13 protein-coding genes are annotated in these 14,584 nt (G+C 72.8%); 12 read left to right on the forward strand and 1 reads right to left on the reverse strand.

Features of this window, described 5'->3' with window-relative positions; genetic code table 11:
- The first annotated feature begins 11 nt into the window (after nucleotides 1–11).
- Nucleotides 12–2,228 (forward strand): aminodeoxychorismate synthase component I, encoded by a 2,217-nt coding sequence (gene pabB, locus FHR36_RS32620; RefSeq protein WP_253803131.1) that lies wholly within the window; start codon nucleotides 12–14, stop codon nucleotides 2,226–2,228.
- On the opposite strand, the gene tal is transcribed toward pabB, so the two are convergent.
- On the reverse strand, nucleotides 2,209–3,336 hold the full coding sequence (gene tal / locus FHR36_RS32625; RefSeq protein ID WP_253803133.1) for a transaldolase: 1,128 nt from the start codon (nucleotides 3,334–3,336) through the stop codon (nucleotides 2,209–2,211). The two genes, pabB and tal, sit on opposite strands and share 20 nt — an antisense overlap.
- A gap of 275 nt (nucleotides 3,337–3,611) precedes the next feature.
- On the opposite strand from tal, the gene FHR36_RS32630 reads away from it, so the two are divergent.
- The 11 genes from FHR36_RS32630 to FHR36_RS32680 all read left to right on the forward strand — a co-directional run bounded on the left by FHR36_RS32630 (nucleotide 3,612) and on the right by FHR36_RS32680 (nucleotide 14,126).
- Nucleotides 3,612–4,229 (forward strand): flavodoxin family protein, encoded by a 618-nt coding sequence (locus FHR36_RS32630; RefSeq protein WP_253803136.1) that lies wholly within the window; start codon nucleotides 3,612–3,614, stop codon nucleotides 4,227–4,229.
- A 43-nt stretch (nucleotides 4,230–4,272) separates the two neighbouring features.
- Nucleotides 4,273–5,487, forward strand: coding sequence for a 3-deoxy-7-phosphoheptulonate synthase (locus FHR36_RS32635; protein WP_380230655.1), 1,215 nt, complete (start codon nucleotides 4,273–4,275; stop codon nucleotides 5,485–5,487).
- Nucleotides 5,488–5,562: 75 nt separating this feature from the next.
- Nucleotides 5,563–6,333 (forward strand): 2,3-dihydro-2,3-dihydroxybenzoate dehydrogenase, encoded by a 771-nt coding sequence (locus FHR36_RS32640; RefSeq protein ID WP_253803139.1) that lies wholly within the window; start codon nucleotides 5,563–5,565, stop codon nucleotides 6,331–6,333.
- A 95-nt stretch (nucleotides 6,334–6,428) separates the two neighbouring features.
- Nucleotides 6,429–7,046: an isochorismatase family protein gene (locus FHR36_RS32645; RefSeq protein ID WP_253803143.1), complete on the forward strand. Its 618-nt coding sequence runs from the start codon at nucleotides 6,429–6,431 to the stop codon at nucleotides 7,044–7,046.
- A complete protein-coding gene (locus tag FHR36_RS32650) occupies nucleotides 7,043–8,929 on the forward strand; it encodes an anthranilate synthase family protein (RefSeq protein ID WP_253803145.1) in 1,887 nt (628 codons plus the stop codon). The genes FHR36_RS32645 and FHR36_RS32650 overlap by 4 nt, the downstream gene beginning before the upstream one ends.
- Nucleotides 8,926–9,261, forward strand: coding sequence for a YdhR family protein (locus FHR36_RS32655; protein WP_253803148.1), 336 nt, complete (start codon nucleotides 8,926–8,928; stop codon nucleotides 9,259–9,261). The genes FHR36_RS32650 and FHR36_RS32655 overlap by 4 nt, the downstream gene beginning before the upstream one ends.
- 87 nt (nucleotides 9,262–9,348) lie before the next feature.
- Entirely contained in the window at nucleotides 9,349–10,371 is a 1,023-nt protein-coding gene (locus FHR36_RS32660; protein ID WP_253803150.1) for a 3-oxoacyl-ACP synthase III family protein, read from the forward strand.
- A 63-nt stretch (nucleotides 10,372–10,434) separates the two neighbouring features.
- A complete protein-coding gene (locus FHR36_RS32665) occupies nucleotides 10,435–11,241 on the forward strand; it encodes an arylamine N-acetyltransferase family protein (RefSeq protein ID WP_253803153.1) in 807 nt (268 codons plus the stop codon).
- A 9-nt stretch (nucleotides 11,242–11,250) separates the two neighbouring features.
- Nucleotides 11,251–11,628 (forward strand): YybH family protein, encoded by a 378-nt coding sequence (locus FHR36_RS32670; RefSeq protein WP_253803156.1) that lies wholly within the window; start codon nucleotides 11,251–11,253, stop codon nucleotides 11,626–11,628.
- 23 nt (nucleotides 11,629–11,651) lie between these two features.
- Nucleotides 11,652–12,752 (forward strand): phenylacetate--CoA ligase family protein, encoded by a 1,101-nt coding sequence (locus tag FHR36_RS32675; RefSeq protein WP_253803157.1) that lies wholly within the window; start codon nucleotides 11,652–11,654, stop codon nucleotides 12,750–12,752.
- A complete protein-coding gene (locus FHR36_RS32680) occupies nucleotides 12,753–14,126 on the forward strand; it encodes an aldehyde dehydrogenase family protein (RefSeq protein ID WP_253803159.1) in 1,374 nt (457 codons plus the stop codon). It begins immediately after the preceding gene.
- The last annotated feature ends 458 nt before the right edge of the window (nucleotides 14,127–14,584 follow it).

Raw genomic sequence — 14,584 nt, forward strand, 5'->3', positions numbered from 1 at the left:
GAGGAGAGACGATGCGCACGCTACTGGTCGACAACTACGACTCGTTCACCTACAACCTGTTCCACTACCTGGCCGAGGTCAACGGCCGGGAGCCCGAGGTGGTCGTCAACGACGACCCCGCCTGGCAGTACACCCGGCTCGACGAGTTCGACAACGTGGTGATCTCGCCCGGACCCGGCAACCCGGAACGACCCGCCGACTTCGGCATCTGCCGGGAGATCCTGCAGCGCGGCCACCTGCCCACGCTCGGGGTGTGCCTGGGCCACCAGGGCCTGGCGGCGCTGCACGGCGGCCGGGTCTCCCGCGCCCCCGAGCCGTACCACGGCCGGGTCTGCTCGGTGGTGCACGACGGCACCGAGCTGTTCGCCGGACTGCCCTCGCCGTTCGAGGTGGTGCGCTACCACTCGCTCGCGGTCGACCGGCTCTCGCCCGACCTGGTCGCCACCGCGTGGACCGAGGACGGCGTGCTGATGGGCCTGCGCCACCGCGAACGGCCGCAGTGGGGCGTGCAGTTCCACCCGGAGTCGATCTCCGGCCAGTACGGCCACCGGCTGCTGGCCAACTTCCGCGACCTCACCGAGGAGCACGCCCGCCGCACCGGCCGCCGGCTCCGCCCGGCCCGCCCGGTGCTGCCGGTCCCGGACCTGCGGTTCGCGCCGCAGCGGCAACTGAAGCTGCTGGTCGAGGAACTGCCCACCCGCTGGGAGGACGAGGTCGCCTACGACCGGCTCTTCCGCGGCGGACCGCACGCGTACTGGCTGGACAGCAGCCGGCCGGACGCCGACCGGGGCCGCTTCTCGATCATGGGCGACGCCTCCGGCCCGCTCGGCCGGGTCGCCACCGCCGACGCCTGGAACTCCACCGTGCTGGTCCGCGACGCCTCCGGCGCCGAGGTGGTCTCCGGCACCTTCCTCGACTGGCTCGACCAGGACCTGCGGCAGACCGCCGTGGACACGCCCGAGCTGCCCTTCGACTTCGCCCTCGGCTGGGTCGGCTACCTGGGCTACGAACTCAAGGCCGAGTGCGGCGGCGACCGCACCCACCGCTCCGACCTGCCCGACGCCGCCATGGTGTTCAGCGGCCGGGCGCTGGTGCTCGACCACGCCACCGACACCACCTACCTGCTGGCGCTGGCCGAGGAGGGTGACGAGGACGGGGCGCGGGCCTGGCTGGCCGACGCCGCCGAGCGGCTCGCCCGGGCCGTGCGCAGCGGACTGCGGCTCACCGCCCAGCCGATGCCGCTCGGCCGGATCGAGGCCCGCCACGACCGGCAGGAGTACCTCGACCTGATCGCCCGCTGCCAGGAGGAGATCGCGGCCGGCGAGACCTACGAGGTCTGCCTGACCAACATGCTCCGGGTGGACGGGGAGATGGACCCCTGGGAGGGCTACCGCTACCTGCGCCGGGTCAATCCCGCGCCGTTCGCCGCACTGCTCCAGTTCGGCGGGGTCTCGGTGCTCAGCAGCTCCCCGGAGCGCTTCCTCAAGGTGGACCGCTCCCGCCGGGCCGAGTCCCGCCCGATCAAGGGCAGCCGGCCGCGCGGCGCCACCCACCGCGAGGACCGGGCGCTCGCCGAGGACCTGCTCACCAACGAGAAGGACCGGGCCGAGAACCTGATGATCGTCGACCTGGTCCGCAACGACCTGGGACGGGTCGCCGAGGTCGGCAGTGTGGAGGCCGACGACGTCTTCCGGGTCGAGACCTTCGCCAAGGCCCACCAGTTGGTCTCCACCGTGCGGGCCACCCTGCGCGCCGACCACACCTCGGTGGACTGCGTCCGGGCCGCCTTCCCGCCCGGCTCGATGACCGGCGCGCCCAAGCGCCGCACCATGCAGATCATCGACCGGCTGGAGCAGGGGCCGCGCGGCGTCTACTCGGGCGCGATCGGCTGGTTCTCCCCGAACGGGGCATGCGACCTCAGTGTGGTGATCCGCACCGCGGTGGTCACCAAGGGCCGGATCCGCTACGGGGTCGGCGGCGCGGTGATCGCGCTGTCGGACGCCGAGGCGGAGTACCAGGAGACCGTGATGAAGGCGGCGCCGGTGATCGCGCTGACCGGCGGGGAGTTCCCGGTCGGGCGGGCGAGGACGGATGGGGCGCGCCGGACCGCGGCAGCGGCGGGCGCCGTACCCGAGGGTGCCGCCCGGCAGACGGAAGCGGTCCGCACGGAACCGGTCCGCACGGGCCCGGTCCGGCAGGCGGAGCCGGTCAGGATCCCGGTCGGGTGACCGCGAGGGCGTGCATGCGCGCGCCCACCGCGGTGTGCAGACCGAGCCAGGAGTCGATCAGCCCGGTGACGGTGTCGGCCTCCAGCCGGCGCTCCACCGCGTCGTACGAGATGCCCAGGCGGCCCAGCGAGTCGAGGACGGTCTGGGCCGTCTCGTGCTGCCCCATCAGGGTGTCGCCGCGCAGCTCCAGTCGGTCCGCCGCCTCGTCCAGGACCGGACGGGTCATCGCGTGCACGGTGCCCCAGGAGACCAGGCCCTCGACGTAGCGGGCCCGGGCGGCGGCCGGATCGGCCAGCGCGGAGGCGGACCACAGCAGGCGCTGCGGACGGGCTCCGGAGGCGCGCAGGGCCCGCCAGCGGGCCGAGCCGAGCCGCTCCTCGTACGCCCGGTACATCAGCCGGGCGACGGCGAGTCCGGCCCGGCCGCGCAGGGTGCCGGCGTCCGGGCCGCCGATCTCGGCGAGCCGGCCGTCCACCTCGCGGTCGAGGCGGCCCACCGGCAGGGAGGCCACCGAGGCGATCGCGGAGAGCTGGCGGCCGTCCGCCAGGGCCTTCTCCAGGCCGTCGAAGTAGGCGTCCACCACCTCCCCGTAGCGGCGCACCGAGTACACCCCGGTGACGTGCACGCCGATGCCGGCGGCCACGCAGCCGCGCAGCGCCTCCAGGCCCTCCAGGGTCGCCGGGATCTTCACCAGCATGTTGGGCCGGGCGACCGCGCGGGCCAGCTCGGTGGCCTCGGCGGTGGTCGCGGCGGCGTCGTGCGCCATCCGCGGGTCCATGTCCATCGACACCAGGCCGTCGTAGCCGTGGGTGTCGGTGAACACCGGGAGCATCACGTCGCAGGCCTGGCGCAGGTCGTGGACCGAGGCGGCCCACACCGCGCCCTCCACCGAGACCCGGTGGTCGGCCAGTCGGGCCAGCTGCTCCAGGTACACCGGGTCGCGGTGCAGCCGGGCGGCCAGCTGTTCGGGGTTGGACGTGGCACCGCGCAGGCCGGTCTCGGCGACCAGCCGGGACAGCTCGCCCGAACTGGTCAGGTCGCGATGGATCCCGTCCAGCCAGGGGGAGACGCCTTCGGCGACCAGCGGCCGCAGATCTCGGCGATTCACCGGTGCGACGGGGGTTTCCTTCACGGTGGGATCACTGCTCCTCGGCTCTGCATCAGCACGTGGACAGGGTGCTGGGAGCACGAGGATATGGAGCCATTCGTGCCCGGAAAACCCGCCTCGGTACTCCATGTCAGGTCGGACCCGAATCGTGTACCTGATGAAGTATTCGATGGAGTCCCGGTCACCTGACGAAGTGCCGATCCAGCCGTTGGCCGGCTCTCCCCGCGCTGCCGAGGATCTGCTGAACGAGCAGCCACCCGTAGGAGTTCATGGCCATGACCAAGATAGCCGTCATCTATTACTCGTCGACCGGAAATGTCGCGCGGCTCGCCGAGGCCGCGGCTGCGGCCGCCGAGAAGGCCGGCGCCGAGGTGCGGCTGCGCCGGATCGCCGATCCGGCGCAGGAGACCGTGGTGCCCGGTACCGAGGCGGCGGTCGCGGCCCTGCGCGAGCACAACGCCACCGTTCCCGAGGTGGAGTTGGACGACCTCGCCTGGGCGGACGGCATCCTGGTCGGCTCGCCGGTGCGCTTCGGCCTGCCGGCCGCCGCGGTCTCCCGGTTCATCGACACCACCGCCCCGCTGTCGATCCCGGGCCACCTGGCGAACAAGGCGGTCTCCGCGTTCACCTCGGGGTCCGCCCCGCACGGGGGCCACGAGACCACCATCCTCGCGCTGCACAACGCCTTCTGCCACTGGGGCTCGCTCATCCTCGGCAACGGCTCCACCGATCCGGTCCTGTTCAAGCCCAACAACGGTAACCCGTACGGCAGTAGCGCGGTCTCGCGGAACCGTCCCGGCAACGTGCACGAGGAGAACCTGGCGGCCGTGGAGTTCCAGGCCCGCCGCGTGGTCCAGGTGGCCTCCGTCGTCCGGAACCTGAACACCGCCTGAGTCCGGCCCTCCCGGGCCGCGCACCTCACCCATGGAGACATCAGTGGACAACGCCCTGCTCGACCTCCGGCTCCCGGACGACGTCCGGCGGTCGGAGAAGGAGATGGTCGAGGCGCGGCCTGCGCTGCAGCAGCCCGACTGGCCCGACCGGTTCGAACTCCAGTCCGTACGAGATGAGTTGGCCGTCCGCCCGGCGCTGGTCAACGGGCACGACGTACGGCGGCTGCGCTCGCTGCTCGCGCAGGTCGCCGACGGCGAGGCGCACGTGGTCCAGGCCGGCGACTGCGCCGAGGACCCGGCCGAGTGCTCCGGTGGCTACGTCGCCCGCAAGGCCGGCCTGCTGGACGCGCTGGCCGGCGTCCTGAAGATCACCACCCACCGCCCGGTGGTCCGGATCGGCCGGATGGCCGGCCAGTTCGGCAAGCCCCGCTCCAGCGCCACCGAGACCTGCAACGGCGTCGAACTCCCGGTCTACCGCGGCCACATGGTCAACAGCCCGGAACCCGACCCGCAGGGCCGCATCCCCGACCCGCGCCGCCTGCTGGCCGGCTACGAGGCCGCCCGCGAGGCGTACGTCCACCTCGGCTGGGTCGAGCCCGGCAGACGCTCCCCGAGCTGCCCGCCGGTGTGGACCAGCCACGAGGCGCTGCTGCTGGACTACGAGCTGCCGATGCTGCGCCGCGACGAGGAGGGCCAACTGCTGCTCACCTCCACGCACTTCCCGTGGATCGGCGAGCGCACCCGGCAGCTCGACGGCGCCCATGTCGCCCTCCTCGCCAAGGTGGTCAACCCGATCGCCTGCAAGGTCGGCCCCACCATGACCCCGGACGAGCTGACCCGCCTGTGCGAGCTGCTCGACCCCGACCGTGAGCCCGGACGGCTCACCCTGATCGCCCGGATGGGCGCGCAGCACGCCGCCGAGCGGCTGCCCGCCCTGGTCCAGGCCGCCCGCGCGGCCGGCCACCCGGTCATCTGGCTCACCGACCCGATGCACGGCAACACCGTCACCGGCCCGGACGGGCTGAAGACCCGGCTGGTGGAGACCGTCGTCCGCGAGGTCGAGGACTTCCAGCGCGCCGTCCGCGCGGCCGGCGGCACCGCCGGCGGCCTCCACCTGGAGACCACGCCGGACGACGTCACCGAGTGCGCCCACGACGCCGCGGGCCTGCCCGGGATCGGCGACAAGTACACGAGCTTCTGCGACCCACGGCTCAACCCGGCCCAGGCCATCTCCGTGGTCTCGGCCTGGCGCGGCTGACCTCGGGTCGCGGGGATCCCCAACCCACTGCCGCCGGCCCGGGATCCGGGCCGGCACCCAGGGAGGTCCGAACACATGGAGAACAAGGTGGCCCTGGTCACCGGGGCGGCCGGAGGTATCGGCGCCGCGGTGGTCCGGGCGCTGGGCGAGCGCGGCGCCTCGGTGGCGGCCGTCGACCGGGACGCCGACCGCCTCGACGAGGTGGTCGGCAAGCTGGTCGCGGACGGCCTGAAGGCCGAGGCGTTCCCCGCCGACGTGACCGACAGCGGCTCGGTCAACGCGATGGTCGAGGCGGTGGAGCGGCGCCTCGGCCCGCTCGACTACCTGGTCAACGCGGCCGGCGTGCTGCGCCTCGGCGAGGTCCGCGACTTCACCGACGAGGACTGGCACACGACCTTCTCGGTCAACGTCGACGGCGTCTTCCACGTCTCGCGCGCCGTGGTCAACCGGATGGTGCCGCGCGAGTCCGGCGCCATCGTCACGGTGGCGTCCAACGCCGCCGTCACCCCGCGCACCGAGATGGCCGCGTACGCCGCCTCCAAGGCGGCCGCGACGCTCTTCACCAAGAGCCTCGGCCTGGAGGTCGCGCAGTACGGCATCCGCTGCAACCTGGTGGCGCCCGGCTCGACCGACACCGCGATGCTCAGCTCGATGTGGCACGACGACAGCGGTCGCCGCGGCACCATCGAGGGCCGCCCGGCCGCGTACCGGGTCGGCATCCCGCTGGGCAAGCTCGCCGCGCCCGCCGACGTCGCCAACGCCGTCGTCTTCCTGCTCTCGGACGACGCCGGCCACATCACCCTGCACGACCTCACCGTGGACGGAGGTGCCGGACTCGGTGCCTAGTGCCGCGTCGGGCAGTCGTCGCCCCCTGTTGCGACCAGGGCTGCCCGACGCGGCACCGGCCGCGTCCTCACCCAGCCGAACCAGGAGAAACCCCCATGACAGGCATACCCGCCATCGCCCCCTACCCGATGCCCACCGCGGGCGACCTGCCCGCCAACACCGCCCTGTGGACGGTCGACCCGGCCCGCGCCGTGCTGCTCGTCCACGACATGCAGCGCTACTTCCTCAAGCCGTTCGGCGAGGAGACCGAGCTGCTCGCCAACGCCGTGCTGCTGCGCGACTGGGCCGTGGCCCACGGCGTCCCGGTCGCGTACACCGCGCAGCCCGGTGGGATGACCACCGAGCAGCGCGGACTGCTGATGGACTTCTGGGGCCCCGGCATGAAGGTCGACCCGGCGGACCGGGAGATCGTCGACCGGCTCGCCCCCGGACCGGAGGACTGGCTGGTCACCAAGTGGCGCTACAGCGCGTTCTTCAACAACGACTTCCTGGACCGGATGCGCGCCGCCGGCCGCGACCAGCTGGTCGTCTGCGGGGTGTACGCGCACGTCGGCGTGCTGATGACCGCGGTCGAGGCGTTCACCAACGACATCGAGACCTTCCTGGTCGCCGACGCCGTCGCCGACTTCACCGAGGACCACCACTGGATGGCCCTGGAGTACGCGGCCCAGCGCTGCGCCGTGGTGCTGACCGCCAAGGAGGTGGCGGCATGACGCTGCTCGACGCCGTCCTCGCCGAGCGGCCGCCGGCGTTCGCGCTGCTCCACCGGCCGGAGGCCACCGGCCCCGGCCTGGTGGAGGTGCTGCTCGGCGAGGTCTCCACCCCGGCCACCCTGGCCGGCATCCCGCTGCCCTCGGACGGCACCCCGGCCGGCGGCCCCCGCCACGAGGTGTTCGCGCTGGTCCCGTACCGGCAGATCGCCGAGCGCGGCTTCGAGGCGCCGGACGACGGCGCCCCGCTGATCGCGCTCACCGTCACCGGCCAGGAGGTGCTGCCGCTGGCCGAGGTGTCCGCGCGGATCCCCGACGTGGACATCCACCTCACCGGCGGGCACTTCGACGTGGACGACGAGGCGTACGCCGAGACCGTCCGCCGGGTGATCGCCGAGGAGATCGGCGAGGGCGCCGGGGCGAACTTCGTCGTCAAGCGCTCCTTCACCGTCGACATCACCGGCTACACCCCGGCCGCCGCGCTGGCCCTGTTCCGCCGCCTGCTCCAGCGCGAGCAGGGCGCGTACTGGACCTTCGTGGTGCACACCGGGGAGCGGACCTTCGTCGGCGCCACCCCCGAGCGGCACATCAGCGTGCACGGCGGCACCGCGGTGATGAACCCGATCAGCGGCACCTACCGCTACCCGGCCGCCGGGCCCTCGCTGCCCGAGGTGATGGACTTCCTCGCCGACCGCAAGGAGGCCGACGAGCTCTACATGGTGGTCGACGAGGAACTGAAGATGATGGCCCGGATCTGCGAGACGGGCGGCCGCGTGGTCGGCCCGTACCTCAAGGAGATGGCCCGCCTCGCGCACACCGAGTACTTCATCGAGGGCCGCACCGCCCGCGACCCGCGGGAGATCCTGCGGGAGACCATGTTCGCCCCAACCGTCACCGGCAGCCCGCTGGAGTCGGCCGCCCGGGTGATCCGCAAGTACGAGCCGGACGGCCGCGGTTACTACAGCGGCGTGGCGGCGCTGATCGGCCGGGACGCGGCCGGCGGACGCTCGCTGGACTCGGCGATCCTGATCCGCACCGCCGACATCGACGCCGCCGGCAAGGTCCGGATCGGCGTCGGTGCCACCCTGGTCCGCCACTCCGACCCGCTCTCCGAGGTGGCCGAGACCCGGGCCAAGGCGGCCGGCCTGATCGCCGCCCTGGAGTCCGGCGACCGGACCCGGTTCGGCGCCCACCCGAGCGTGCGCGCCGCCCTCGAGGAGCGCAACCGCTCGATCGCCGGCTTCTGGCTCGCCCAGGACGCCGAACGCGAGCGTCCGCGCCACGAGTTGGCCGGCCGCCGGGTCCTGGTGGTGGACGCCGAGGACACCTTCACCTCGATGATCGACCACCAGCTGCGCTCGCTCGGCCTGCACGTCACCGTCCGCCGCTTCGACGAGCCGTACGACCTCGACGGCCACGACCTGGTGGTGATGGGCCCCGGCCCCGGCGACCCGCGCGAGGCCGGCCACCCGAAGATCGCCCACCTGCGCGGCGCGGTACGGCGCCTGCTGGACGAGCGCCGCCCGTTCCTCGCGGTCTGCCTCAGCCACCAGGTGCTCTCGCTGGCGCTCGGACTCGACCTGCGCCGCCGCGAGGTGCCCAACCAGGGCGTGCAGAAGCCGATCGACCTGTTCGGCCGGCCCGAGCGGGTCGGCTTCTACAACACCTTCGCCGCCAACAGCCCCGCCGACGAGTTCGACGCCCCCGGCGTCGGGCCGGTCACGGTCAGCCGGGACGCGGCCACCGGGGAGGTGCACGCCCTGCGCGGGCCGCACTTCGCCTCCATGCAGTTCCACGCCGAATCGGTGCTCACCCAGGACGGCGTACGCATCACCGGCGACCTGATCGCCCAGGTGCTCGGCGCCGTCGCGGCGGCGGCCCGATGAGGGCGGTCGTCGCCTGGTGGGACCTGGACGGCTCGGCGCAGACCGTCGACTCGCTGCGGGAGTTCCTGCGCGAGGAGGCGGTCGAGCGCTGGGCCGGCTACCCCGGCCTCCTGCTGAAGGTGTGGATCGCCGACCGCGAGCGCAACCGCTGGGGCGCCTTCCAGCTCTGGGAGTCCGCCGAGGCGGCCCGTCAGCCGCTCTCCACCCGGGCCGCCGAACTGATCGGCCGCCTGCCCGACGAACGGCTCTCGTTCGAGGTCGAGGCCACCACCGAGGGCGTACACCAACTGCCCACCCTGGCCCGGCTCGGGCTGGCATTTCCGACTACCTGACAAGGTGCGCCCGAGGGCTTTGCCCGGCCGAATACCGGAGCGGGACCATCGAAGGGCGGAGGAATTCGAAAGAGCGAGGGGAAAAGGATGATCACGACGGGAATTCCCGGCAACGTCCGGGCCGATTCCGCCATCGGCATCGTGGGAACCGGCTCGTACCTTCCGGCCCATGTGGTGACCAATTCCGAGGTCGGCGAGCCGGCCGGAGTCACCGGCGAATGGATTCACGCGAAGACCGGAATTCTGAACCGCCGCCGGGCCAAGCCCGACGAGGCCACCAGCGACCTCGCGGTCATCGCCGCCCGGGCCGCCCTGGAGGACGCCGGAATCCGGCCCTCGGACGTCTCGCTGGTCGTGGTCGCCACCTCCACCCCCGACTCGCCGCAGCCCCCCACCGCCTGTGTGGTCGCCGACGAACTCGGCTGCGCCCCCGGCACCGCCGCATTCGACGTCAACGCGGTCTGCAGCGGCTTCGTCTTCGCCCTCACCACCGCCGAGCGGATCCTGCGCGACTCGGACTCCCGCTACGCCCTGGTGATCGGCGCCGACATCTACTCCCGGATCCTCAACCCGGCCGACCGCAAGACCGCCATCCTGTTCGGCGACGGCGCCGGCGCCGTGGTGCTCGGCCTCGCGCCGGGCCCCGGCCGCGGCCTGATCGCCGGCCGGCTGGCGAGCTTCGGCGCCGACCGCGACCTGATCGAGGTCCCGGCCGGCGGCAGCCGCCTCCCGGCCACCGTGGAGACGGTCCAGGAGGGCCTGCACTTCTTCCGGATGAACGGCCGCGGCGTCCGGGACTTCGTCAACGACAACGTCCCGCCCGCCGTCCACGCCTTCCTCGCCGACGCCGGACACACCCCCGCCGACGTCGCCCGCTTCGTGCCGCACCAGGCCAACGGACGGATGCTCGAGGACCTCGCCGACCGCCTCGGCATCCCCTTCGGGCACACCGCCACCAGCTTCCAGGAGTACGGCAACACCGGCTCCGCCTCGATCGCGATCACCCTCGACCTGGCCGCCCGCGCCGGCGACCTCGCCCCCGGCGACCTGGTGCTGCTGGCCGGCTTCGGCGGCGGCATGGCCATGGGCCTCGCGCTGCTGCGCTGGTGACCCCGGGGCCCCGACCCCACCCCTTCAAGACTTCCCGACAGTTCGCCCGACAAGGAGACAGCGGTGCTGGACGACACCCTGGTGGACGAGTACCTCGCGCGGATCGGCGCCCGGCGCCCCGAGCGGGCCGACCTGGACGCCCTGCGGCACCTGCAGGAGCGCCACGTGCTCGCCGTCCCGTTCGAGAACCTCGGCTACCACCTCGACGAGCCGATCCACATGGACGAGCAGGTCCTCGACAAGATCGTCCGCCAGCACCGCGGCGGCGGCTGCTACGAGGTCAACCCGGCCTTCTCCTTCCTGCTCACCGCCCTCGGCTACCAGGTCGAGATCCTCCCCGGCCGGGTCCACCGCCCGGGCGGCGAGCTCGGCGCCGCCATGTGCCACCTCGCCCTGCGGGTCACCCTCGACGGCCGGCAGTGGCTGGTCGACACCGGCTTCGGCCGCAACAGCCGCCACCCGCTCGACCTCGCCTCCCGCGAGGTCCAGGCCGACCCGGACGGGCAGTTCCAGCTGCTCGACGTGGACGGCGGCGGCGTCGACGTCCTGCTGAACGGCAAGCCGCTCTACCGCCTGGACGACCGCCCGGTGCGCATCGCCGACTTCCGGCCCACCCTCTGGTGGTACCGCACCTCGCCGGAATCCCCCTTCCTGCAGGACGTGTTCTGCTCCCTGCGCACCGAGGACGGCCGGATCACCCTCAAGGGCAACCAGCTCTCCGTGGTCGCCGGCAAGGAGCGCAGCAGCGAGACCTACCCGGACGACGCCGCCGTGCTCGCCGCGTACAAGACCCACTTCGGCTTCAGCCTCGACCGGCTGCCCAGCGAGCCGCAGCTCGCCGGGGCCACCGCCGGCGTGCAGACCGGCTGAGCGTCCGCCGTGACCCTCGCCCCCACCGATCCGGCCCGGCTGCCGTACGTCTTCGCCGACGCCTTCAACTCCGGTGACCTCGGCGCCGTGGACCAGCTCTTCGAGCCCGACGCGCTGTTCGTCACCGAACCCGGCCGCACCGTCACCGGCGACGACCGCCGGAAGGCCAACGCCGAGTTCCTCGCGCTGGGCGTCCCGATCCGGCTGACCCTGCGCCACACCTACGTGACCGGCGACCTCGCCCTCCTGATCGGCGACTACCTGATCGAGGGCGAGGGCCCGGACGGACCGATCCGCCTCGAAGGCTCGGCCACCGACGTCGCCCGCCGCGGCCCCGACGGGCGCTGGCGCTACGCGATCGACAACCCGTCGGGTATCGACCGTTGAACTCCCACTCTGGAAGGACCGTTGTGTCGACTGCCGCTGACCCGGTGCTGGACCTGCCCTTCGACGTCCAGCCCGACCCCGAGGAGTACCTGAGCGCCGCGATGCGCTGGCACTTCTCCCCCGAGACCGGCGCCCCGTTCTGGCTGGACCGCGCGGACAGCCTCGGCTTCGACCCGCTGACCGACATCCGCAGCTGGGACGACCTCACCAGGTTCCCCAACCTCGCCAACGAGCTGCGCTTCGCCCGCGTCGAGGACCTGATCCCGCGCGGCTACGGCGACCGCCCGGACGTCGTCGGCATCTACGAGAGCGGCGGCACCACCGGCGCCCCCAAGCGGATCGTGCTGATGCGCGACTGGCTGGACAAGCTGCTCGGCTGGTCCAGCGCCCAGCTCGACGGCCACGGCGTCCCGCTCGGCGCCAACTGGCTGATCGTCGCCCCGAACGGCCCGCACATGGTCGGCGACGTCATCAAGCAGCAGACCAAGTACCGCGGCGGCCTCTCCTTCACCGTCGACCTCGACCCGCGCTGGGTCAAGAAGCTGATCGGCGACGGCAAGGCCGCCGAGGCCGGCGCCTACGCCGAGCACATCGTCGACCAGGTCGCCTTCGCCCTGGAGACCCAGGACATCGGCGTCCTGATGTGCACCCCGCCGGTGCTGGAGCGGATCGCCCGCCGCGACGACCTGGCCAAGCTGGTCAACGAGAAGGTCCGCGCGATCAACTGGGTCGGCACCCAGATGGACCCCGACACCCGCCACCTCTACCGCACCGAGGTCTTCCCCGACGCCGTCCTCTACAGCGGCTACGGCTCCACCATGATCCTCGGCAACGCCAGCGAGCGGCACGGCCTGACCGACGACGACCCGTGCATCTACGACCCGTACTCGCCGTACATGAGCTTCGGCGTGGTCGACCCGAAGACCGGCGGCACCGTCGAGTACGGCGCGCGCGGCCAGGTGGTCATGCACCACGTCTCCAAGAGCCTGCTGATGCCGAACAACCTGGAGCGCGACTACGGCACCCGCCTGCCCGGGCTGCCCGGCCAGATCGGCGACTCGGTCGCCGACATCGCCCCGGTCCAGGAGTTCGACAACGAGACCGTGATCGAGGGGGTCTACTAGATGGCCGCCCCGCTCATCGAACTGGACGCGCTCGGCCCCAACGGCCCCTTCCGGGCCCGCAAGCGGCTCACCGTCACCGACGTCACCGGCGTCCCCGTCGCCGAACTCAGCCTCGTCCCCAAGCTGTTCGTCACCCGGGCGATGAAGGCCCTGCGCGACGCCGAGAGCCTGCCCGCCGCCGAGCGGATCGCCAAGCTCGCCGCCGCCGGCCGGATCTTCGCCGAGGAGGTCATTGACGGCCTCACCTTCGAGCAGTACGAGACCACCGTCGCCCGGGTCTCCGGCGTGCCGCTCTCGGTGGTTCGCGACGCCACCGCCGCCATCGTCGACTCCGCCGAGAAGTCCGGCTGGGCCGCCTACCAGGCCCAGCCCGCCGGCGCCGTCAGCGACTGGCGCGACCGCGCCACCCTCGACGGCAGCGCCGTGTGGACCCGCAAGGGCAGCGTCTTCGCCGTCCACGCCGCCGGCAACCACCCCGGACCGCACTCCCTGTGGCTGGAGGCCCTCGCCCTCGGCTACCGGATCGCCGTCCGCCCCTCCCGCCGCGAACCCTTCACCCCGCACCGGCTGATCACCGCCCTGCGCGCGGCCGGATTCGGCGCCGACCAGGTCGTCCTGCTGCCCACCGACCACGACGCCGCCGACGAGGTCCTCGCCCAGGCCGACCTCGGCCTGGTCTACGGCGGCGACGACGTGGTGAAGAAGTACGCCGGCAGCAACGTGCTGCCCCAGGGCCCCGGCCGCTCCAAGATCCTCGTCACCGCCGACACCGACTGGCGCGACCACCTCGACACCATCGTCGACTCCATCAGCCACCAGGGCGGCGTCGCCTGCATCAACGCCACCACCGTCCTCGTCGACGGCGACCCCGGCCCGCTCGCCGAGGCCATCGCCGAACGGCTCGCCGCCATCCCCAGCCTGCCCCCCGAGGACGAGAAGGCCGTCCTCGCCGTCCAGCCCACCGAATCCGCCCGGGCCATCGAGCGCTACCTGCTCGCCCGCGCCGCCGGCACCAATGCCTGGCTCGGCGGCGACGGCGTCGTCGAGGAGCTCGGCGACGGCAGCGCGGTGCTCCGCCCCGCCGTCCACCAGCTGGACCGGCCGGACGCCGAGCAGGCCGGCATCGAGCTCTCCTTCCCCTGCGTCTGGGTCGCCCCCTGGACGCCGGAGGCGGGGATCGGGCCGCTGCGGCACAGCCTGGTGCTCACCGTCCTCACCGAGGACGACCGCCTCGTCGACCGGCTGCTCGACGAACCCACCATCAGTAACGTCTACCGGGGCGACCACCCCACCTACTGGATCCGCCCGGGCGTGCCGCACGACGGGTACCTCGGCGAGTTCCTGATGCGGACGAAGACCGTGATCCGCGACTGACCATCTCCGCAGACCAGTAGCCCCCGGACTCCCCGCCGGGGGCTATTGGCGTTCACCACTGAGGGGCGCGAGGAACTGCGCGACCGGCCGACAGCTGAGGTAGGGCGGTGGTTGGTGGCGCAGTTCCCCGCGCCCCTGATGGGTTGGCCCGCAATTGGCGTTGGCCACTGAGGGGCGCGAGGAACGACGCGACCGGCCCACAGCTGAGGTAGAGCGATGGTTGGTCGCGCAGTTCCCCGCGCCCCTGATGGGTTGGCCCGCGATAGGCGTTGGCCACTGAGGGGCGCGAGGAACGACGCGACCGGCCCACAGCTGAGGTAGAGCGATGGTTGGTCGCGCAGTTCCCCGCGCCCCTGATGGGTTGGCCCGCGATAGGCGTTGGCCACTGAGGGGCGCGAGGAACGACGCGACCAGCCCACAGCTGAGGTAGAGCGGTGGTTGGTGGCGCAGTTCCTCGC

This window comes from Kitasatospora cinereorecta (assembly GCF_024172095.1).
Classification (GTDB): Bacteria; Actinomycetota; Actinomycetes; order Streptomycetales; family Streptomycetaceae; genus Kitasatospora; species Kitasatospora cinereorecta.

What these genes read in the sequence shown, in the direction of transcription:
- pabB (WP_253803131.1), top strand. Translation starts at nt 12, where the DNA reads ATGCGCACGCTACTGGTCGACAACTACGACTCGTTCACCTACAACCTG.
- FHR36_RS32630 (WP_253803136.1), top strand. Translation starts at nt 3,612, where the DNA reads ATGACCAAGATAGCCGTCATCTATTACTCGTCGACCGGAAATGTCGCG.
- FHR36_RS32640 (WP_253803139.1), top strand. Translation starts at nt 5,563, where the DNA reads ATGGAGAACAAGGTGGCCCTGGTCACCGGGGCGGCCGGAGGTATCGGC.
- FHR36_RS32650 (WP_253803145.1), top strand. Translation starts at nt 7,043, where the DNA reads ATGACGCTGCTCGACGCCGTCCTCGCCGAGCGGCCGCCGGCGTTCGCG.
- FHR36_RS32645 (WP_253803143.1), top strand. Translation starts at nt 6,429, where the DNA reads ATGACAGGCATACCCGCCATCGCCCCCTACCCGATGCCCACCGCGGGC.
- FHR36_RS32680 (WP_253803159.1), top strand. Translation starts at nt 12,753, where the DNA reads ATGGCCGCCCCGCTCATCGAACTGGACGCGCTCGGCCCCAACGGCCCC.
- FHR36_RS32660 (WP_253803150.1), top strand. Translation starts at nt 9,349, where the DNA reads ATGATCACGACGGGAATTCCCGGCAACGTCCGGGCCGATTCCGCCATC.
- FHR36_RS32655 (WP_253803148.1), top strand. Translation starts at nt 8,926, where the DNA reads ATGAGGGCGGTCGTCGCCTGGTGGGACCTGGACGGCTCGGCGCAGACC.